Raw genomic sequence first — 19,622 nt, forward strand, 5'->3', positions numbered from 1 at the left:
TGACGACGAATGGATTGTCCGTGAATTGAAAGAAAGAGTAATGAAACTCAGAGAAGAGCCAAACGTAGCTCCAAAATATGTGCCAAATCCAAACGCACTATAAAGGTGATATAATGGAATATATTCTTAAAAATGGTATTGTCTACGACCCAGCTAACGAAATCAATGGGGAAAAGAAAGATGTCATGTTCAAAGACGGCATTATTGTAGATGATGTTTCCGCTGATGCTAAAGTCTTAGACGTTACCGATAAAATAGTCATGCCAGCAGGTATTGACCCTCACGCACACGTTGCAGGTCCTAAATTAGTAGTAGGAAGATTATACAGACCTGAAGATTCCAGAAGAGGTGTTACTCAAAAAACTAAAGTATTAAGATCAGAATCTGGATTCTCCATTCCAAGTTGTCCTGCAACTGGTTACAGATACTCAAGATTAGGTTACGGTACTGTTGTAGAAGCAGCTATGCCTCCTCTTGAAGCAAAACACACTCACGAAGAAATTGCAACTATTCCACAATTAGACATCCCAGCTTTACCATTATTCGGTAACAACTGGTTCGTAATGGAATACGCTAAAGATAATAATATTGAAGACATTGCAGCATTTGTATCTGCATGGTTAAAAATCTCAAAAGGTTACGGTATCAAAATCGTAAACCCATGTGGAAGTGAAGCATGGGGATGGGGTATGAACGTACACGGTGTAAACGACAAAGCTCCTTACTTTGACGTAACTTCCAAAGAAGTTATCGTTGCACTTGCAAAAGCTAACGAAATGTTAAACTTACCTCACTCTATCCACATTCACCCTAACGACTTAGGACACCCTGGTAACGTACCAACCACTATCGAAACCATGGATGCTGTTAAAGGAATCAAAAAAGGTAAAGGCGCAGCTGAAATTAGGGACCAAGTTATGCACTTAACTCACTTACAATTCCACTCCTACTTAGGAAACAGTTGGAAAGATGTAACTTCCGGTGCTGAAGAAGTCGCTAAACACTTCAACAAAGCTGACAACTTAACCTGTGATATCGGTCAAGTAACTTTCGATGAAACCACTACCATGACTGCAGACGCTCCTATGGAATACGACTTATTCAAATTATCCGGTCTTAAATGGACCAACAAGGATATTGAATGTGAAACTGCAGCAGGTATCATCCCATGTATCTACTCCAAGAAAAGTCCTGTTAGTACCTTACAATGGGCTATCGGTCTTGAATTATTCTTGTTAATCGAAGATCCATGGAGAGTATGTTTAACCACTGACCACCCTAACGCAGGTCCATTTACCAGATATCCTAGAATTATTTCCTGGTTAATGAGTAATGAGAAAAGACAAGACATGTGTGACAATGAAGTTCACAAATGGGTACACAAAAGAACTCTTCTCCCTACTCTTGAAAGAGAATACGATTTCTACGATATTGCAACTATTACAAGAGCTGCTCCAGCTAAAATCTACGGATTCACTGACAGAGGTGCACTCACCCCTGGTTACAGAGCAGACATTGCAGTATACGACATAAATCCTAATGATATTGACCCATCGAAAAAGGTTTCAACGTAGCTGACTACACTATTAAAGATGGTCAAATATTAGTAAAAGATAAAGAAATTGTAAAAGTTAAAGAAAGTCAAAACATTTGGGTTAACGTAAAAGGATGGGAACAAAACGAGCAAAAAGTTATCGACAACATTATGCCGTTCTTCACCCAATACTACTCAGTTAAATGGGAAAACTATCCAGTACACGACCACTATGTATCAAACCCAATTAGAGTAGACGTTGACGGTAAATAGGGGTGTTTAATTTGAAAACAATTACATTTGATCAAATCAAAACTTCATCAATCGCATTAGAATTTGATGAATTAATTCCTGATGAAATTTACTCATGGACCGAAGCAGATTTCGCTAAATATCAAGTTCCTATTGGAAATTCCAGATTCCCAATCACTGACTTCTTCGACATCACTGTAGAAGGAGAAGCTAACGGACCTGAAGAAGTTGAAATGATTTTAAACGGTGACTTAAACAGAGTAAAATACATCGGTTGTAAAATGAGCGCTGGAAACATTGTCTGTAATAGTAGTGTAGATTTACACGTAGGTGCAGAAATGTCCGGTGGATCTATTCTCGTTAAAGGTGACGCAGCTGCTCACGCTGGAAGAGAAATGTCTGGTGGATACCTTGAAATCGAAGGAAATACCAAAGAATTCACTGGTGCTTCTTACATTGGTGAATGGAGAGGTATGACCGGTGGACAAATAGTTGTTGGCGGTAACGCTGGAAAACAATGTGGTGAATGTTTAACCGGTGGTAGAATCCACGTTAAAGGTAACTGTGATATCTTAGCTGGTATTCACATGACCAAAGGTATTATTGAAATTGACGGTGACGTAAACCGTTGGCCTGGTGGTCAGATGAAAAACGGTAACATTATTATCCACGGTTTCCTTGGAAGATTACTTGAAGGATTCGTTCTCGACGGTATCGTTGTAGATCCTGAAGTAGAAGGAACCACTTTCAAAGGAAAATATATTCACTACACTGGAGATATTGGTCTCAACGGTAAAGGTAACCTTTACTTAGACGCTGAAGCTAACAAAGAAAAATTAGCATCTTACGGCGAATTAGACGACGAATATACTTCAATCAGAGAATACAGGAATTTATAATTCCTTTCTCTTTTCTTTTTTTTTAAAATAATTTTGGGCTGATAATATGGTAAAAGAAGTAGAAATGACTTTTGATGAGGTTGTAGAATACGTTAGGAATAAAGTATATGTTGGAGACGTTTTTGAAATTTCCTATAATCGTATTTTTGCTCCAGGAGAAGTTTTAGGTCTTACTGAAGAAGATGAAGTGACTGGAGAAGGTCTCAGAGTCGGTTTACAGTTAACCGGTGAAATTTTAAATCAGGCAGTTGAAGTTGACTTGCACGAAATTGCCGATGACTTGTTGGAAATCCGTCATGTTCATGATGACGATGAAATTATAATCGAAGTATTATAATCCTCTTTTTTTTATTTATTTTTTTATGTTCATTTTTCATTGAAAATTTTTTTTGTTCGATATCATACAAACAAACTTTTATATGATGAGATTTATAATATTATGTAAGGGGTTGATTGTCATGAAAGAACTAGAATTAACCACAGAAGAAGCTGTAAAATATTTAAAAGAAAATGTAAAAATGCATGATAGGATCGAAATAGCTTACGATAGAATTTTTGCAGAAGGAGAAGTCTTAAACGTTGATTTTTCCGAATATTTCGGCAAACCTGGATTTAAAATGTTAGTGTCTCTTGATGAAAGTGAACTTGGTGCCACAGTTGAAATCGATGTCTATGAGGTCGAAGAGGATATCATTGAGTTCATTCATTATCCTAAAGACGGTGAAGTTGTGGAAGTAACTGTAATATAATTACAGTCTATCCATTTTTTCAAAAGGCATTAATTTTTCAATTGCCTTTACTTCAATCGGTATATTGTTTTCTTTTATTGCAGCAATGGTGTTGAGTCCACTGCCTGCTATGACACCGAAATTATAGTTTTCTGCTTTTGCATTGCATATTACTTCCCTTGGCTTTCCAATTTTATAAACGGAAAATCCTATATTTTTCAATATGTTTAATAAATGAACTGCATAATCTCTTGATACATATGGGATTTCTTTAAAACTGGCCAGTATTTTTTTGCTTAATGTGTTGCTTGTTATTGATGTCATATTTTTTGATATGAAAATCTTGTGGGGATCCAGTGTGGTTCCGCTGTAAGATATCAAATCAATAAAGAGAGGTGGTTCGCTAAGTTCCAGAAGTCCTCCGTAAATCGGATTGCACATTATTCCGTTATTTATTAAAAGTCCGTCTATTGATAAACTGCAGATTGTAGCTATTCCGATCTTATTTTCATCACTCGGATGGTCTATAAGTTTATAATAGGGATTGATGTATTTCGGATTTGAATTGTAGACATCTTCCATAATTTCCATGGCCATGTCCAAATTCCTTTTTTCAATGTATGAAACATTTGAAATTATGTTTCCTTTTCTTTTTTCAACATCAAAGCTGACCTGCTGAATAAGATTCCATGATTTTGGAAGTAAAAATGGTATTTTAGGTTGTTTGTTTGCCTTTGGAAGGGTTAAAATCGGATTGACGTCTGAAACGATAGGTTTCAATGTTTTGAAATCCATTATCTCTTCAGCTATTTTAATATCAATCTCTTCGCCCAGTTCAGCCAGCGCACAAAATGGAGTTATTCCTCCGACAATACCTATTCCGACCATTCCGTGAGGTACCGGAAGACCTAAAATGTCTTCTCCTTCCTTGGAGATATTTATTACACCTCCAATTCCGATTTCTCTCAGTTCATTAAGAATCTCAATTGCCTTTTGTCTGCCGACAGCAGGTATAAGTCTGAAGTTTGCGGGGATGATTCCGCTTCCTTTTGTAATCACGTCAATTACTGAAGTAAGTTTCGGTGTGGAAAAGGCGCTTAATGGTGTAAGTGATGTCTTTTTATATGATATCAGTTCAACAAACTTTGTCGGCTCCAGATTTTCAATTTTTAAAAGACCTCCATACTGGAGCTGTGAAGGTATTCCTTCATTGAGAAATATTCCGTCTATTGTTGTTCCGCATATGGTTGTCATCTCATAAGTGCCGGTGTTTTTATCTTCATTTATATTGATGTAAGGGCTAACAGAAAGATCACTTTCAAAAATTTCTTTCATTATATTAATTGATTCTTCGTTATAAACAGTTGATGTATTTACAACTACATTTCCACTTTGTGACATATAGTTGAAATCAGTTAAATACATCATTTCTTCAAATTTTGAATGAATGAAATCAACCTGATCGTAAATCAGTCCTTTTTCTAATTTTTCACGGCCCAAATCAGTAATTTCTCTTCCTGAATATCCTATCTTTTTTGTATATCCTTTTTCATCCAGTATTCTCATATGGTATCTAACTGCACGTTCACCAAGGTTAAATCCTTTGTTTTTCAGTTCATCTGCAATTAACTTGGACCCAATAGGTTTTTCCTGAGTGTTGAGAATTCGTAAAATCTCTATCATTCTGTGTTCTGATTCAGACATCTAAAGCCCCGTTTAATTGTTTTAAAAATAAAAAAAATAATATTTAGATTAGATATCTAAATATTTTCTCTGTTCGTATCCGAATACCTGAACACGGTATTCGTCCCATTCTTCATATTTGAGTTCCAGGAATTTTTCACTTACGTGAGGACCTAAAGCATTAAGGATTAATGGATCTTCTTCAAGTGCGTGGTAAGCTTCCCATAAACTTGTTGGGAGCAGTTTAATTCCTTTTGCTTCTCTTTCTTCTTCGGTCATAACATAAATGTTTTCTTCAACAGGGTCTCCAGGATCGATTTTGTTTACGATTCCGTCAATTCCTGCTTCAAGCATTACTGTAAATGCGAGATATGGGTTACATGCAGGGTCAGGTGACCTGTATTCGATACGTGTAGCTTTTCCACGTGCTGCAGGTACTCTGATTAATGCTGATCTGTTTTTAAGACCGTATGCTCTGTATACTGGAGCTTCAAAACCAGGCACTAAACGTTTGTATGAGTTTACAATAGGGTTTGTGATTGCTGTAATTGCCGGAGCGTGCTTGAGTAATCCTCCCATGAAGTGAAGTGCGTCTTTGGAAAGTCCGGTTTCTGAGTCAGGATCGGAGAACAGGTTTTTGTCTCCTTTGAATACTGACTGGTGGCAGTGCATTCCACTACCGCTAACTCCGAAGAACGGTTTTGGCATAAATGTTACTCTGTAATCCATTTGGTCAAAAGTAGCCATGTTGTCTACGATAGCTTTAATAGCTTGTTTAAATGTGATTACTGCGTCTGCAGTTTTTAGAGCATCTTTAAATTTGAATGCGATTTCGTTTTGACCAGGTGCAACTTCGTGGTGGGATGCTTCAACTTCAAAGTCCAAATCTTCCAGGTTCAATGTCAGTTCTCTTCTGAAATCAGGTCCTTTGTCCAGCGGTTCAACGTCAAAATATCCGGCATTATCATAAGGCATAGGGTATCCGTTTTCATCAATGTCTACAATAAAGAATTCAGGTTCAGGACCGATATTGTATTGCAAGCCCATTTTAGCAATGTGTGCTAATGATTTTTTAAGTACTCCTCTTGGGTCGCCTATAAATGGTTCTTTTTCTGCGGTCCAGACGTCACAGATGAATCTGCAGGTTGCGGACTCTTCAGGTCTCCATGAAAGTCTGGAATAAGTATCAATATCAGGTTTTAATACTAAATCACTGTCATTTACTCCAACAAATCCTGCAATGGATGATCCGTCAAACAGCATTCCTTCATTGAATAGTTCGGCCATGTCTTCGCCGTTGAATGGAATAACGATATTTTTCACAGTACCGTTGATATCTACAAATTGTAAACGGATAAACTTGATGTTATCCTCTTTCATTTTTTCTTTAATAAGTTGTATTTTTTCTTCTGGAATGTCACTCATCTAAATCAAGCTCCAAAATATTATGGATTGAGTATAAATAGTCGGAAATATGTTTCCTATTAAGTTAATATCTAATTTTATTACTATATAAAGATTTTGAAAAAAAATAAGGATAGATTAATATTCTATATTTTTTAATATTTTTAATTTTTAATTTATAAAAAATGAATATTAATTTTTTAATTTTATTATAAATTGTTCAATTTAATATAAATAAGAGTTATAAATTTGACTTATTTTCACAGCTGTTCAATGTGAAATGAAGTCAAATCCAACAAGTCAAATGTCAGTATTTTCGGCGCCACAATGACCTTTCCGATGCCTGTTATGATTTTATAAGCCTCCATAGCTTCAAGACAACCTATCAGATTCGGTGTAGGTCCGATTGCAGGGGGTGTTCCTGAAGTCACGTTTTTCAATTCTTCGATAACGTCTTTGTCAAGCTCTTTTCCTAAAGACGGCAGGCTGAACATTTCTTCATAACTTTTGGTATTTGATAAAAATACTGTAATTTGGCCCAGTGTTCCGTGAATTGCACCGTGAATGAACGGAATTCTGTACTGTGATGATTTTCTTGAAAGGATAACTCTTGTTAGAACATTATCCAGTGCATCAATAACAATATCTGCATCTTTAATGATTTCATCAACGTTGGAGATGTCCAAACGGGTTTTGAAGCTTTTTACTTTAACGTAGGGGTTGATTTTTTCAACTTTCTTTTTTGCAGTTTCACTTTTGGACACTCCGATATTGTCTGTCTGTGACAGGATCTGTCTGTTCAGGTTTGTCCAGTCAAATGAATCCTCATCCACCAAAACAAGTTCGCCGACACCCATCCTTGCAAGCATTTCAATGGTCTGGCCTCCGATTCCTCCGCAGCCTATAACTGCAATTCTTGCATTTTTAAACTTTTCCTGGTCTTTTTTATCTACAATGGGCATCTGGCGGGTCATAATCTGCCAGTATCTGCTGTCATCTTCCATTTTTTCACCTAAAAGTGATCAAATTCACTTCCGAAGTATTCATATACTTTCTGGAGTTCTTCTGGAATGTTGAGCATTTGTGTACAGAAAGGTATGCATTCCATACATTGAACGCAGCTGTCAGCTCTTGAATCATCATCAATCAGTGTGAAATACTGCATTGCGCTGGCTTTAGGGTCGCCTAACATGTGTGCGATATTGTATTCTGTAAGACAGTTAATGATGTCTACTCCCTGCGGGCAAGGCATGCAGTAGCCGCATCTTGTACATCTGTTTCCTATAAATCCTCTGTATGTCCTTGCAACTTCTCTTATCAGTTCCCGGTCATATTCACTGATTTTGTCAATGGTTGAAGCTATTTCAATATTCTGCTTTACCTGTTCTAAACTGGTCATTCCGCTTAAAACACAGTCCACATCATCCCTGTTCCATAAGTACTGAAGAGCCCATTCGACAGGTGTCCTTTTAACTTCCGCCATATTCCATAAATCGTTGATTTCTCCTGGAATATTTTGAACAAGCCTTCCTCCTCTTAAAGGCTCCATAATCATGCTTCCGATGTTCATCTCTTTTAGATACTCAAGACCCATTATTCCGGACTGGTAATACTCGTCGAGATAATTCATCTGGGTTAGGACAACTTCCCATTTCGGATATTCGTCAATTATTTCAATAAGATAATCGACTTCAATATGTGATGAAAATCCGACATGTTTCACTTTTCCGGATGAAAGGCAGTCATCCAGAAAGTCCAGAACGTTTAAATCCTTGACTTTGTACCAGTCAGGAACTGTTAGTGAATGCAGAAGATAAATGTCAATGTAGTCGGTTTGAAGCTTTTCAAGCTGTTCGTCAAGATACATTTCAAAATCATCTTCGCTTTCAATTGCCCATGAAGGGGATTTGGTTGAAATGTAAACTTCGTCTCTCAAGTTGTTTTCAGCTAAAAATTCACCAACAAAGCTTTCACTGTTTCCGCTGCCTTCTAAAGTTTTGCTGTGATATGGATAAGCAGTATCTATAAGATTTATTCCCTTTTCAATTCCGTATTCAAGCATCTTTGATGCTTCTTCGGTGTTGATTTCGTCGTTGGAATTGAATGTTGGAAGTCTCATTGTTCCAAAACCTAGTCTTGAAACTTCTAGGCCGGTTTTTCCAAGTTTATTATATATCATTTTCAAATCCTCATATGTTAATTTAGATAAAAAACTATAAAATTGTTATGATTTGAAAAAAATTCTTTAAAAATAGTGTTAAGATGGGAATTCCTGGGATTTAGGATGCCGGGGGCGGGATTCGAACCCGCGATCTCACGGTATCCCAGGAATATGGTTGAGCACGCTATATTACCCTATGAGCCGTGCGCTCTAACCAGCTGAGCCACCCCGGCATCTAACAAATATATGTATTTTTATCATTACATTTAAAGTTTTTGTTTTTCAGGGGATTTTTTTGCTTTTTTTATTTTTTTTAAATTAATTTACAATACCAAAAATTAAATATAACATCATAAAATAATTAAAATTGCTATTAATTTTGAAAGTTCGTGATTACATGGCAACATTTTGTAAAAACTGCGGGGCATATGTTGATGAAACAATGCAATTCTGTCCTGACTGTGGAAAGCAGATTGATCAGGCTGTTATCAGATACTGTCCCAATTGCGGTGAAAAGTTAACTTTAAATGAATATTTCTGCAGAAACTGCGGTTTGAAACTAAAAGAACCTAAAAAAGAAAGTTTTCTGGAAAAAAATAAGAATCTCATTATAGTTCTTGCAGTCATTGCGGTTATAGCTGTTATTGCAGTTGGAGCAATGTTCATGATAAGTCCGGTTGAAAATCAGGAAGTTAAGGTTGATACGATTTCATTTAACATTCCTGGAGACTATCAAATCAATGAAGATTTAACATCCAGCGAAAATCTCGATGGTGTTCGCCATATTTCCAAATACTGGGAAAAATTCGATGACTATATCCGGATTGATGTAATAGATCCTAACAGTCATTCTGTTGATGCAAATGACCTTTTAAATGAAATTGATGGTCACAGGGAGAATATGATGGGATATACCGGTTATTATGAAGAAACCTCTGATGTTTATGCTTTTACTTTCGTAAAAGATAACAAAGTGGTGTCAGTATCTTCTTCCAGACCGGATGTATTTGATGATATTAAAGTTGTCGAAAACTTAAATTAATGGTAATTTTTAAAACTTATAAACAATATATTATTAATAGTTATTTTTATAGGAGATAATTAAATGAGTAAAGTTAAAGATATGGCACTGGCACCTGAAGGTGTCCGTAAGATTGAATGGGTTCAAAAACACATGCCTGTTTTGGAATCCATTAAACAGGAATATTTGGAAACTCAACCTTTCAAAGGAATCACTATCGGTTCATGTTTGCACTTGGAACCTAAAACAATCAATTTAGGTTTAACATTAATGGCTGGTGGAGCAGAAGTCGCTATGACCGGATGTAATCCTTTATCCACTCATGACGATGCAGTTGCAGGAGCAGCTGACTTAGGCCTTAACGTTTACGGCTGGAGAGAACAGGACGATGAAGAATACTACCAGACAATCAACATGGTACTTGACCACAAACCGGATATCATCATCGATGACGGTGCAGATATGATTATGGTTCTTCACAATGAAAGGACTGAACTTTTAAGCCACATCAAAGGTGCATGTGAAGAAACCACAACCGGTGTTCACAGGCTTCAGGCAATGCACGCAGACGGCGCATTAAAATTCCCTGTAATCGCTGTTAACGACGCATACACCAAATACTTATTCGACAACAGATACGGTACCGGACAATCCAGTTTCGATGCAATCATGGGAACAACCAATATGGTTATTGCAGGAAAAACCGTTGTTGTATGCGGATACGGCTGGTGTGGAAGAGGACTTGCTCTTAGAGCAGCAGGTCTCGGAGCAGATGTTATTGTAACTGAAGTTGACCCAATTCGTGCTTTAGAAGCAAGAATGGATGGATACAGAGTAATGACCATCAGAGAAGCTGTAAAACAGGCTGACTTAATCATTACCGTAACCGGTAACGCTGACATTATCTGCGGTGACGACTTCAAATACATGAAAGACGGATGTATGCTTGCAAACTCAGGACACTTCAACGTAGAAATCAACAGGCCTGACCTTGAAGCAATCTCAACTGAAGTAAAAGAAGTACGTGAAAGTATTGAAGAGTTCACTACCAAAGACGGACGTAAAATCTACCTTTTAGCTGATGGCCGTTTAGTCAACTTATCTGCTGCAAGAGGTCAGGGACACCCTGCAGAAATTATGGACATGAGTTTTGCTGTACAGGCTTTGTCTGCTAAACACATCCTTGAAAACGATTTACCTGTTGGTGTTACAAAAGCACCTGATGAAATCGACTACACCGTAGCAGGCATGAAACTTGATGCTATGGGTATTGAAATTGACTCTTTAACAGACAAACAAAAAGCTTACATGGCTAACTGGCAGGAAGGAACTTAATTCCTTCACTTTTTTTTATTTTTATGTCTTATTTCAGATACCTTGACAATGGTGAAGGCCCCACAAAACTATTTATAGGTGGCGTTCACGGTAATGAAGGTTCAACTTCTTTAAAATTTCTCAAACGGATTAAAGAAGAGGATTTGTCCTCAGGACAGTTCTATTTTTATAATTTTGACAGGACTCCATATATTTCCACTATTAAAAAGGAATATTATGACTCCGAAATAGGTCAGAAAATTTTAAACCTGATTGAATATTTTGAACCGGACTTTTACACTGAACTTCACTGCTACAATCTTAAAAACTATGAAAAATTAACTTCTATGGAGCGATATGTCCAGACCGGTGTTCCTCCACTGATTAAATTGGGAAATCATGTTCTTGTTTCATCAGTTTCGCCGCTGATTCGTATGACTTATTTTTCAACTGAAACTGTATGTAAAACACTGGAATTTCCATGTCTTGAAAAACTGACTCCCGAAATTGTTGATGAGTATAATTTTGATAAGAAACTGGCGTGCCAGACTTATGAAAAACTCTTAAAGTTAATTTTAAAAGCTCCTTCAAGGCAGTATTTTGAAAAACAGATGCTTAAAGATTATTCTTCTCAGGTTGATTTGGCAGTTCAATATGCAAAAAAAGTATTTGGGGAAGATTTTCCGCCTTATTAATTAAAACCAGGCGTCAAGACTTCCTTGTGATGAATTTAAATTTTTAAGTTTATCAGCAGCTTTTGAAACTCTTTCCTGTGAAAATCCATGTTCAAAGCATAAAAATTCTATTAATTCATCCTGTTTAGGTTTTTCCCATTTTATCTTGTAATCGGTGTTGACGTTATGATTTAAAAAGAGCTGCCTTACTTCGTCAAGATCATGTGTGGACTGCTTTTGAAGTTCTGCTATTTTTTCTTCAAGCTGTCCTTTGTGGGCCAGTTTCAGTGCTGTTTTTGCACCTACTCCTTTTAATCCTTCTGAAAAATCTGTTCCGATTAGGATTCCCATATCAATCAGCTGTTGGCGGGAAATCTTAAGTTCCTTTAATACACGGTTCAGCTCATAGTATTCAAGATTTCCTAAATTGGAGTTGACTGCAAGGTTTCTTACAACCCTTTTTGCTCCAAACAAGAGACAGTCGTAATCCTGTGAAGCAACCGCATATGCGTCTCCGTTTGCTACCAGATATGCTGCCTGAGCTTCTCCCTCTCCTTTCGCTTCAACATAAGGTATTCCCATTAATGTCAAGAGTTTTTTTGATGATTCAATAATTTCCGGAGATAGTTTGGATGATCTCATTGCAAATTTACGGGCTTTTTCGGTATCTCCTTCAGCCAGCGCCTCTTTGTAAATCTGTTCAGCTTCCTCTCGGACTTCTCTTCTTTTTTGTTGGGTGTCGCTTTTAAGTTCTGAAGACTTTCCATCGAAAACGTAAATTGGCTTGATGTCTTTTTCAATCATGGAAGAGTTTCTGTACAATATTCCGCTTAAATGTGAGGTAACGTTACCGTTTTCATCAGTCAAAGGCCTTCCGTCCCTTTGTCTTATTGTTGATAAGAACTGGTAAAGCGTATTGAATGCATCAATGGAAACGGCTCTTCCTTCAAGGTCTTTAAAGCCGATTTTTTCAGGTTCGATTATGTCTTTTAGTTTTACACCCATTCTAACACCTAATTTTTATTGAAATAACTTAACGGGTATGCTTCTCTTGTCCAAAGCCTTATAGTTCCATGCTGGCTTATGGTATGGTCTCTTACAAGCATTTTTTCATCAGTTTTAAATAAATCCCTAATTATAGGTGTAGGGTCTTCAACTGAAAGTTTTTTAATATCCCTTAGGGTTTCAATGTTGTTTTCTGCTATGATGTTATTTATTGTAATTTTTTCATCCATCAGGGATGCTAGAACTTTATCGTTGATTCTGGATTTTGAAATGTATGAAAGTGCATAAAATAAAGGACGTCCTTTTTTAAAGACGATTACTTCTCTGTATACGATTTCGTCTCCTTCATCAATCTCTAGAAGTTCCGCTTCATTTTCATCCGCATTTTTAATGTGCTGGTTAAGTACAAATAGCTGCAGTGTTCCGAAAAGTGCACTTAATGGCTCTCCTATTGGCCCTAATGATGTTAATATTTTTTGTATTGGTGATAATTCAATTCCATTTTCTTTTTCTACTTGTTTTATTAGTTCATATGCGTCATTTTTAATTTTTTTTCCTTCAGAATACATTTAATCCCTCGATTATATTTCTGTAAAATAGGTAATAGGAAATACTTCTTTAATCCACATCAATACCTGATTATTATTAATTATTACGTATTCACGTGCCAGCATTTCACAGTCTTCCTGAAATAGTTCTTTTAATTTTTCGTTAGGTTTTTCAAGATAGATTTCTCTTATTTCTCTTCTTGATTCAATGTTGTAATTTTTCAATATTCTTCCAATCGGTATGTCTGCTCTAACCAGGTCTGCACAGACATCCTTGCTGCATCTGGATAAAGGGATATGTGATATTGCATATATCAGAGGCTTTGAACCCTTATGCATTATAACTTCACGGAAATTGATTTCTGTATCCACTTCGACATCAACTAGTCCTGCATGATATTCATCTGCATTTTCAAAGTGCTGGTCGAGGGTATCAAGATCAATTTTTCCGTATAAAACGTCCAGAATTGCAGTTATTGAACCGTCTGTAGTTAACAGTATTTTTTGTGTGTTTGAGAATTGCTTGTTGTTTTCTTTTTCGAGGTCATTGATTCTTTCGATTAGTCGTTTGTTTGCTTCGTTTTTAGACATAGTCATTTAAATCACTATAAATCTTTTGGATTTGTAATTACTCCAGTGATTGCTGAAGCAGCTACTACTTTGGAATTTGATAAGTATACTGAGGATTTAGGATCTCCCATTCTTCCTTTGAAGTTTCTGTTTGTAGTTGAAATGCAGCTTTCTCCTTCACTCAGCACTCCCATGTGGCCTCCAAGACAAGGTCCGCAGCCGGGATTGCAGATAATTGCGCCGGCATCGATGAATGTGTCGATATATCCTAAATGCATTGCTTTTTTGTAAATCTCTTTTGATGCAGGAAGTATCAAAAGCCTGATGTCGTCACAGATTTTCTGGTTTTCCAGAATGTCGCATGCATCCTTTAAATCGGAAAGTCTTCCGTTTGTACATGATCCGATTAAACATTGGTCAATTGCTGTTCCTTCAACTTTTGAGATGCCTTTAACGTTGTCAACGTCATTCGGACATGCAATTTGAGGTTCCATTCCGTCAATGTTAAAGTGCATTTCTTTTGAATAAACTGCATCTGAGTCTGATTTTACAATATTTAATTCTGACTCTTTTTTATTGGTTTTTTTGCAAATATAATTGATTATATCACGGTTAGGTTCCATAATTCCGTTTTTTGCACCCATTTCAATTGCCATATTGCACATGGTAGCTCTTCCTTCAACCCCCATGTTTTCAATTGTAGATCCGCAGAATTCTGCGGTCTTGTATGTTGCACCGGCAATTCCAATTTCACCTATAATGTTTAGGATAATGTCTTTAGGAGCAATATATGGATTGAGTTCTCCTTCAACTTCCATTTTAATCGCTTCAGGTACCATGAACCATGTTTTTCCGGTTGCCCAAACCATTGCAAGGTCTGTTGCACCCATACCAGTTGAAAATGCTCCGAAAGCACCGTAGGTACATGTATGTGAATCTGCACCGACAACAACCATTCCGGGTTCAACCAGTCCTTTTTCCGGAACTACCTGGTGACAGATTCCTTCGCCGTGAATAAAGTTTTTGGTAATGTTTTGAGTTTTAATGAAGTTTCTGCAGACTTTCTGAAATTCGGCAGAACCGATTGTATTTGCAGGAACGTTGTGGTCAAAAATGATTGCAATCTTTTCAGGGTCCCATACCTTGTCCGCCACTTTCTCAAAAGTCTTTATGGCAGGAGGGCTTGTTCCGTCATGGGACATTGCAAGGTCTACCGGAATTTCGATTATCTCTCTGGGGGTGACTTCATGCCCTGCTTTTTTGGATAATATTTTTTCAGTAATGTTCATAAGCATGACCTATTTTTTTGTATTCTTAACGATTTCTTTAAATACCTGGTCGTTAATGTATTTTCCTTCTTCTCTTTGTTTTTTAACCTGTCTTACGATTTCAATAAGTTCATCGTCACTTACGTCAAGCTCACATTCATTTAATTTTGCTCTAACGGCCCTGCATCCTGAATGTTTACCTAATACCAGCTGACGTTTTTGTCCGACAAGTTCTGGAACGTAAGGTTCATAACATAAAGGCTCTTCAATTACAGCGTCAACGTGGATTCCGGATTCGTGTCTGAATACGTTGTTTCCGACAACAGGTTTGTTGTATGGAATTGGAAGACCGCTTGCCTGGGATACGATATTTGACAGTTCTGTAATGTATTTGGTTTTAAATCCTAAGTCTTTACCGTATAATATTTTCAATGCCATGATAAGCTCTTCTAAGGATGCGTTACCTGCCCTTTCACCAATACCGTTTACTGTTGTTGAAATACCTTTTGCACCTGCAAGAACTCCTGTAATTGAGTTGATGACAGCAAGACCGAAGTCATTGTGACAGTGAAGTGCAATATTGATATCCAGATCTTTAACGAGTTCTCTTACTAAATAGTCAATACCCTGCGGGGTGATTGCTCCTGTGGTATCGGCAATGTGGACTCTGTCAGCACCGCATTCCTGAGCTTTTGAATAAATACGTTTTAAAAATTCTATATCTGTTCTTGTAGCATCTTCTGCTGAAAATGCAACATATAATCCATGATCTTTAGCGTAATCTACTGCAGTTTCACACAGGTTGATTGCGTCCTGTCTTGTAATGTGCATCTTGTGGTCCAGGTGAATGTCTGATGTTCCCACAAATGTGATTATACCGTCCACATCACAGTCAAGAGCAGCGTCGATGTCTTCAGGTTTTGTTCTGGTCAATGCTAAAATATCTGCATTTAAACCTTCGTTAGCAATTGTTTTTACGGATTCTCTTTCTCTTTGTGAAACAATTGGGAAACCAGCTTCTATCTGATGTATTTTAAACTGGTCTAATTTTCTAGCTATTTCTAATTTGTCGTCGAGGCTGAAACAAACTCCTGGAGTCTGTTCACCGTCTCTTAAAGTTGTATCATAAATTATAAAATCTTCTGGGAAAGCTATTTCGCTTTCTTTGTTATAATGACTTATAAAATATTGCAAAGTATCACTTCTATTCTAAATAAATTTAACATATATAATATATATTTAAGTACTATTTATATTTTCCAAAAGCTCCAGATATGAAGTTCTCTCAAAACCGTCGGTGATGCCTAACTGTTCAAACAAATCAAAAATTCTTTTTTGAGCTTCACTGTAGTCGTTTCCGTCTTCAAGTGATATTTCTATTTCCATATACGGCTCAAGCCCTTCAACATCATCAAGGGATATCTCAAAGTTTTTATAAGAGTAGTACTGGCGGTTTTTCCTCACTGCTCTCACCTCGTTAAAACCGATCTCCTTAAAGATTTCCCCGCATTTTACTGCATCTTCAATTCCCATTTCGATTTCCTTTCTGGTTTTGGATGCCTTGTCAATTTTCGGACCCTTATATGTGATGAATATGTGTTCGACTTCATCCTCTTTTGTTGTCCTTATTCTTAGGGCTTCATCTGTTTGTGCAAAGTCCACAACAGGACTGTTAAAGTATATGTCTTGTTGAAACTCTTTTTTGGTTTTCACAGCACCGATTTTTGATAATTTTTCTTCCATTTCTTCAAAACTGTCAATTTTGGCTTTTACTTCAACTTCTATCATATTATCATGCTTTTTTTAATGGATTGATTATTATATTAGGCATCTGTTTATTTAAAATTTTTTTAATTTCCGGGTAAATGTAGGAAAATTGTCAATAGTATTTATAAAGTATAGTGCATTGGTGTATTATCCATTTATAAAGGAGTTACTGAAATCTATTGATTTCATCTTTATTTTTTAAGTGATTTGACTATTTAAAGAAATTTAAATTAAAAACTTTTTTTTAAAATTAATCTGCTCGGTTATTTTTCACAAAAAAATACTAAAAATTAGTAACATTTATTAATTAGTAGTGTTAATATTGAAATCCAAATTTCTTATAAATATTTAAGGTTATTTCGAAATTTTAAAATTATAATTTTTTTTTAAAATTTTCTTAAATATTTTAAATAAACATACCTTTATATACTATTTAAATTAAATATTTTATTAGTAAAAATTTAATGCATATTTTTGTTTTCTTAAATTTTACTCACTACTTTTAAAAATGAATTGGAGGTTTTAAGTTGACCGATGTTGAAATTAAAATTGAAAACATTGTTGCTTCTGCAAGCATTGGCAAAGACATCGATTTAAAAGAAATTGAAAGCTCTAATGCGTTAGAGGGCGTTTCTTATAATCGTGAACAATTTCCAGGTCTAGTTTTCAAACTTCCAGAACCAAAAACTGCAGCTTTAATTTTTGGATCTGGTAAACTTGTTTGTACTGGAGCAAAATCTATAGATGATTCTAAAATAGCAATCAAGAAAACTGTAGATTTAATGAGGACTGTCGACACTGACATTCCCGAAGAATTTGAAATTAAAATTCAAAACATTGTGGCTTCTGCTAACTTAGAATCCACATTAAACTTAGAGGCTGTTGCTTTGGAACTTGAAGATACTGAATATGAACCAGAACAATTCCCTGGTTTAGTATACAGATTATCTGATCCTAAAGTGGTCTTATTATTGTTTGGTTCCGGTAAAGTAGTATGTACTGGTGCTAAAACAAAAAGCGATGCTAAATTAGGCGTCGAAAGAGCTTACGATAGATTAAGTGAGCTAGATTTAATATAATTTGGTGGTATTATTGATTAAACTTGTAGTATTTGACTTAGATAACGTTATTATTGATGGTGAAGCGATAGATGAGATAGGGAAATTAGCAAATGTTGAAGAGGACATAGCTGCAATAACTGAAAAAGCTATGCAAGGTGAAATAGACTTTGAAACTTCTATTAAAGACAGAGTTCAACTTCTTGAAGGAACTTCCATTGAAGAAATCGAGAAAGTTGCTGATGATCTCCCATTAATGGCTGGCGCTGAAAAAACCATCGAATGTCTAAAAGAAAAAGATGTTGATGTAGCTATCATTAGTGGTAGTTTTGATGTAGTAGCTGAAAAAATTAAAGATAAACTCGGTGTTGACGCAGTTTATACTAATAGTTTCACAGTCGAAGATGGTAAATTAACTGGTGAAGTGACTGGTCCTTTAGTATCTGGTTCCAAATTAGATGTCTTAAAAGACCACGTCGAAGAAGCAGGAATTACTTTAGATGAAGTAGTTGCTGTTGGAGATGGCGCAAACGACATTTCCATGATTGAATCAGCAGGTTGCGGAATTGCATTCAATGCAAAAGATTCTGTAAAAGAAATTGCTGATGTAGTAGTAGATGAAAAAGACTTAAGTAAAGTCTTAGATGAAATCCTTAATCAATTAACCACTGAAGAAGAAACTGAAGCTGTTGACGACGAAGAAGCTAGTGAAGAAGTAGAAGAAACTGAAGCTGCTGAAGAAGCTACTGAAGAAGTTGCTGAAGAAACAGAAGAAGCTGCTGAAGAAGAAGCTACTGAAGCTGAAGCTGAAGATAAAGATGAGAAAAAAGATAAAAAAGCTCTCCCTAAATCTGATTTTGTTCTTGCAGACACCATGGAAGGTGTAAGAAAACAAAAAGACGAAAAAGAAGCTGAAATCTCCAAAGTTGCTGATGAAAGGGAAGAATTCAACAAAATAGCTAAAGAACAACGTAAAATACGTGATGAATTAAACGCATCATTAAAAGAAAACTTAAATAAAGCTATTGAATTCAGAAACGAGCGTAATGAAATCAACAAAGAAGTTGAAGCTGCTAAAAAGGCTCGTAACGAAGCTAATAACAAAATCAAAAGTCTCGAATGGTCTTCAGGTAAACGCGATAAAATCAAAATAGAAAATGAAATCAAAAAGATTGATAAAATTATTGAAACTCGCGTTTTAGACATCAAAAAAGAAAATCAACTTGTTAAAAATGCAAATGATTTAAGAAAACAGTTAATGGAAATTCACGAAGATGAATCCGTTAAAACTGAAGCTCAAGAACTTAAAAAAGTTTCTGAAGAAAAACATCAAAAAGTTATTGAACTTTCCGAAAAAGCTCAAGAAGCTCACGAAGAAATGCTCACCTACTTCAGAAAAACTGATGACATCAGAACTGCAGCTGACGAAGCTCACAAAAAATTCATTGAAGCACGTAAAAACGCTTCCGCTAAACATGAAGAATTTAAAGCTATCTTAAGCGACATCCATGTTATCAACAAAAAATTAGGTTCCAACAAACCTAAGAAAAGAAGAAGCGATAACAAAGGCGGTTCTGGAGCTAACAAAAACCGTGAAGAAAAAGAAAGAGCTGAAGAAATCTTTGCTAAATTTAAACAAGGTGGAAAAGTTTCCACAGAAGAGATCTTACTCTTGCAAAAATATAATATAGGTTAAGCAATTAACCTCTATTTTTTTATTTTTTTAAGGGTTATAC

At 36.0% G+C, this 19,622-nt stretch carries 18 protein-coding genes, 1 tRNA gene and 1 pseudogene; 9 read left to right on the forward strand and 11 right to left on the reverse strand.

What is annotated here, in order from left to right; all coding sequences use genetic code 11:
- The first annotated feature begins 110 nt into the window (after positions 1 to 110).
- The 4 genes and pseudogenes from QZN33_RS10195 to QZN33_RS10210 all read left to right on the forward strand — a co-directional run bounded on the left by QZN33_RS10195 (position 111) and on the right by QZN33_RS10210 (position 3,434).
- A pseudogene (locus QZN33_RS10195) lies at positions 111 to 1,807 on the forward strand (formylmethanofuran dehydrogenase subunit A).
- A 2-nt stretch (positions 1,808 to 1,809) separates the two neighbouring features.
- Positions 1,810 to 2,685, forward strand: coding sequence for a formylmethanofuran dehydrogenase subunit C (locus tag QZN33_RS10200; protein WP_296792009.1), 876 nt, complete (start codon positions 1,810 to 1,812; stop codon positions 2,683 to 2,685).
- 46 nt (positions 2,686 to 2,731) lie between these two features.
- The gene (locus QZN33_RS10205; protein ID WP_296792011.1) at positions 2,732 to 3,022 is read left to right on the forward strand and encodes a DUF2097 domain-containing protein; all 291 of its coding nucleotides are present in this window, start codon (positions 2,732 to 2,734) and stop codon (positions 3,020 to 3,022) included.
- A gap of 121 nt (positions 3,023 to 3,143) precedes the next feature.
- A complete protein-coding gene (locus tag QZN33_RS10210) occupies positions 3,144 to 3,434 on the forward strand; it encodes a DUF2097 domain-containing protein (protein ID WP_296792014.1) in 291 nt (96 codons plus the stop codon).
- On the opposite strand, the gene QZN33_RS10215 is transcribed toward QZN33_RS10210, so the two are convergent.
- The 5 genes from QZN33_RS10215 to QZN33_RS10235 all read right to left on the reverse strand — a co-directional run bounded on the left by QZN33_RS10215 (position 3,435) and on the right by QZN33_RS10235 (position 8,894).
- Complete coding sequence (locus tag QZN33_RS10215) at positions 3,435 to 5,117, reverse strand: DUF128 domain-containing protein (protein WP_296792018.1); 1,683 nt, start codon at positions 5,115 to 5,117, stop codon at positions 3,435 to 3,437.
- 48 nt (positions 5,118 to 5,165) lie between these two features.
- On the reverse strand, positions 5,166 to 6,521 hold the full coding sequence (glnA, locus tag QZN33_RS10220; protein ID WP_296792020.1) for a type I glutamate--ammonia ligase: 1,356 nt from the start codon (positions 6,519 to 6,521) through the stop codon (positions 5,166 to 5,168).
- A gap of 239 nt (positions 6,522 to 6,760) precedes the next feature.
- Positions 6,761 to 7,504 (reverse strand): HesA/MoeB/ThiF family protein, encoded by a 744-nt coding sequence (locus QZN33_RS10225; protein WP_296792022.1) that lies wholly within the window; start codon positions 7,502 to 7,504, stop codon positions 6,761 to 6,763.
- A gap of 8 nt (positions 7,505 to 7,512) precedes the next feature.
- Positions 7,513 to 8,679, reverse strand: coding sequence for an aldo/keto reductase (locus QZN33_RS10230; RefSeq protein ID WP_296792025.1), 1,167 nt, complete (start codon positions 8,677 to 8,679; stop codon positions 7,513 to 7,515).
- Positions 8,680 to 8,785: 106 nt separating this feature from the next.
- Positions 8,786 to 8,894: transfer RNA gene (locus tag QZN33_RS10235), tRNA-Met, on the reverse strand.
- 164 nt (positions 8,895 to 9,058) lie between these two features.
- On the opposite strand from QZN33_RS10235, the gene QZN33_RS10240 reads away from it, so the two are divergent.
- The 3 genes from QZN33_RS10240 to QZN33_RS10250 all read left to right on the forward strand — a co-directional run bounded on the left by QZN33_RS10240 (position 9,059) and on the right by QZN33_RS10250 (position 11,691).
- Positions 9,059 to 9,703, forward strand: a complete 645-nt coding sequence (locus QZN33_RS10240) for a zinc ribbon domain-containing protein (protein ID WP_296792028.1) — start codon at positions 9,059 to 9,061, stop codon at positions 9,701 to 9,703.
- Positions 9,704 to 9,766: 63 nt separating this feature from the next.
- Complete coding sequence (locus QZN33_RS10245) at positions 9,767 to 11,017, forward strand: adenosylhomocysteinase (RefSeq protein WP_296792030.1); 1,251 nt, start codon at positions 9,767 to 9,769, stop codon at positions 11,015 to 11,017.
- Positions 11,018 to 11,040: 23 nt separating this feature from the next.
- Positions 11,041 to 11,691 carry a DUF2119 domain-containing protein gene (locus QZN33_RS10250; RefSeq protein WP_296792033.1) on the forward strand — a complete coding sequence of 217 codons (651 nt, stop codon included), beginning with the start codon at positions 11,041 to 11,043 and terminating at the stop codon, positions 11,689 to 11,691.
- On the opposite strand, the gene fen is transcribed toward QZN33_RS10250, so the two are convergent.
- The 6 genes from fen to cyaB are packed head-to-tail and all read right to left on the reverse strand — an operon-like array spanning position 11,692 to position 16,849.
- A complete protein-coding gene (gene fen, locus QZN33_RS10255; protein ID WP_296792035.1) occupies positions 11,692 to 12,675 on the reverse strand; it encodes a flap endonuclease-1 in 984 nt (327 codons plus the stop codon).
- 8 nt (positions 12,676 to 12,683) lie between these two features.
- A complete protein-coding gene (locus QZN33_RS10260) occupies positions 12,684 to 13,244 on the reverse strand; it encodes a chorismate pyruvate-lyase family protein (RefSeq protein ID WP_296792038.1) in 561 nt (186 codons plus the stop codon).
- Between the two features lie 12 nt (positions 13,245 to 13,256).
- Positions 13,257 to 13,820 (reverse strand): chorismate pyruvate-lyase family protein, encoded by a 564-nt coding sequence (locus QZN33_RS10265; RefSeq protein ID WP_296792040.1) that lies wholly within the window; start codon positions 13,818 to 13,820, stop codon positions 13,257 to 13,259.
- Positions 13,821 to 13,828: 8 nt separating this feature from the next.
- Positions 13,829 to 15,082, reverse strand: coding sequence for a homoaconitase large subunit (gene hacA, locus QZN33_RS10270; protein WP_296792042.1), 1,254 nt, complete (start codon positions 15,080 to 15,082; stop codon positions 13,829 to 13,831).
- A gap of 9 nt (positions 15,083 to 15,091) precedes the next feature.
- Positions 15,092 to 16,255 carry a homocitrate synthase family protein gene (locus tag QZN33_RS10275; RefSeq protein WP_296792044.1) on the reverse strand — a complete coding sequence of 388 codons (1,164 nt, stop codon included), beginning with the start codon at positions 16,253 to 16,255 and terminating at the stop codon, positions 15,092 to 15,094.
- Positions 16,256 to 16,300: 45 nt separating this feature from the next.
- Entirely contained in the window at positions 16,301 to 16,849 is a 549-nt protein-coding gene (cyaB, locus tag QZN33_RS10280; protein ID WP_296792047.1) for a class IV adenylate cyclase, read from the reverse strand.
- Positions 16,850 to 17,355: 506 nt separating this feature from the next.
- On the opposite strand from cyaB, the gene QZN33_RS10285 reads away from it, so the two are divergent.
- Both QZN33_RS10285 and serB read left to right on the forward strand, forming a co-directional pair.
- The gene (locus QZN33_RS10285; protein ID WP_296792050.1) at positions 17,356 to 17,907 is read left to right on the forward strand and encodes a TATA-box-binding protein; all 552 of its coding nucleotides are present in this window, start codon (positions 17,356 to 17,358) and stop codon (positions 17,905 to 17,907) included.
- A gap of 13 nt (positions 17,908 to 17,920) precedes the next feature.
- Complete coding sequence (gene serB, locus QZN33_RS10290) at positions 17,921 to 19,582, forward strand: phosphoserine phosphatase SerB (protein ID WP_296792053.1); 1,662 nt, start codon at positions 17,921 to 17,923, stop codon at positions 19,580 to 19,582.
- Positions 19,583 to 19,622 lie beyond the last annotated feature (40 nt).

This window comes from uncultured Methanobrevibacter sp., from assembly GCF_900314615.1.
Classification (GTDB): domain Archaea; phylum Methanobacteriota; class Methanobacteria; order Methanobacteriales; family Methanobacteriaceae; genus Methanocatella.

Bases quoted from the DNA above. Each gene is read 5' to 3' on its own strand.
- QZN33_RS10240 (WP_296792028.1), top strand. From the start codon at position 9,059: ATGGCAACATTTTGTAAAAACTGCGGGGCATATGTTGATGAAACAATG.
- QZN33_RS10245 (WP_296792030.1), top strand. From the start codon at position 9,767: ATGAGTAAAGTTAAAGATATGGCACTGGCACCTGAAGGTGTCCGTAAG.
- QZN33_RS10230 (WP_296792025.1), bottom strand. From the start codon at position 8,679: ATGATATATAATAAACTTGGAAAAACCGGCCTAGAAGTTTCAAGACTA.
- QZN33_RS10225 (WP_296792022.1), bottom strand. From the start codon at position 7,504: ATGGAAGATGACAGCAGATACTGGCAGATTATGACCCGCCAGATGCCC.
- QZN33_RS10260 (WP_296792038.1), bottom strand. From the start codon at position 13,244: ATGTATTCTGAAGGAAAAAAAATTAAAAATGACGCATATGAACTAATA.
- QZN33_RS10205 (WP_296792011.1), top strand. From the start codon at position 2,732: ATGGTAAAAGAAGTAGAAATGACTTTTGATGAGGTTGTAGAATACGTT.
- cyaB (WP_296792047.1), bottom strand. From the start codon at position 16,849: ATGATAGAAGTTGAAGTAAAAGCCAAAATTGACAGTTTTGAAGAAATG.
- QZN33_RS10215 (WP_296792018.1), bottom strand. From the start codon at position 5,117: ATGTCTGAATCAGAACACAGAATGATAGAGATTTTACGAATTCTCAAC.
- glnA (WP_296792020.1), bottom strand. From the start codon at position 6,521: ATGAGTGACATTCCAGAAGAAAAAATACAACTTATTAAAGAAAAAATG.
- hacA (WP_296792042.1), bottom strand. From the start codon at position 15,082: ATGAACATTACTGAAAAAATATTATCCAAAAAAGCAGGGCATGAAGTC.
- QZN33_RS10210 (WP_296792014.1), top strand. From the start codon at position 3,144: ATGAAAGAACTAGAATTAACCACAGAAGAAGCTGTAAAATATTTAAAA.
- QZN33_RS10250 (WP_296792033.1), top strand. From the start codon at position 11,041: ATGTCTTATTTCAGATACCTTGACAATGGTGAAGGCCCCACAAAACTA.
- fen (WP_296792035.1), bottom strand. From the start codon at position 12,675: ATGGGTGTAAAACTAAAAGACATAATCGAACCTGAAAAAATCGGCTTT.
- QZN33_RS10265 (WP_296792040.1), bottom strand. From the start codon at position 13,820: ATGACTATGTCTAAAAACGAAGCAAACAAACGACTAATCGAAAGAATC.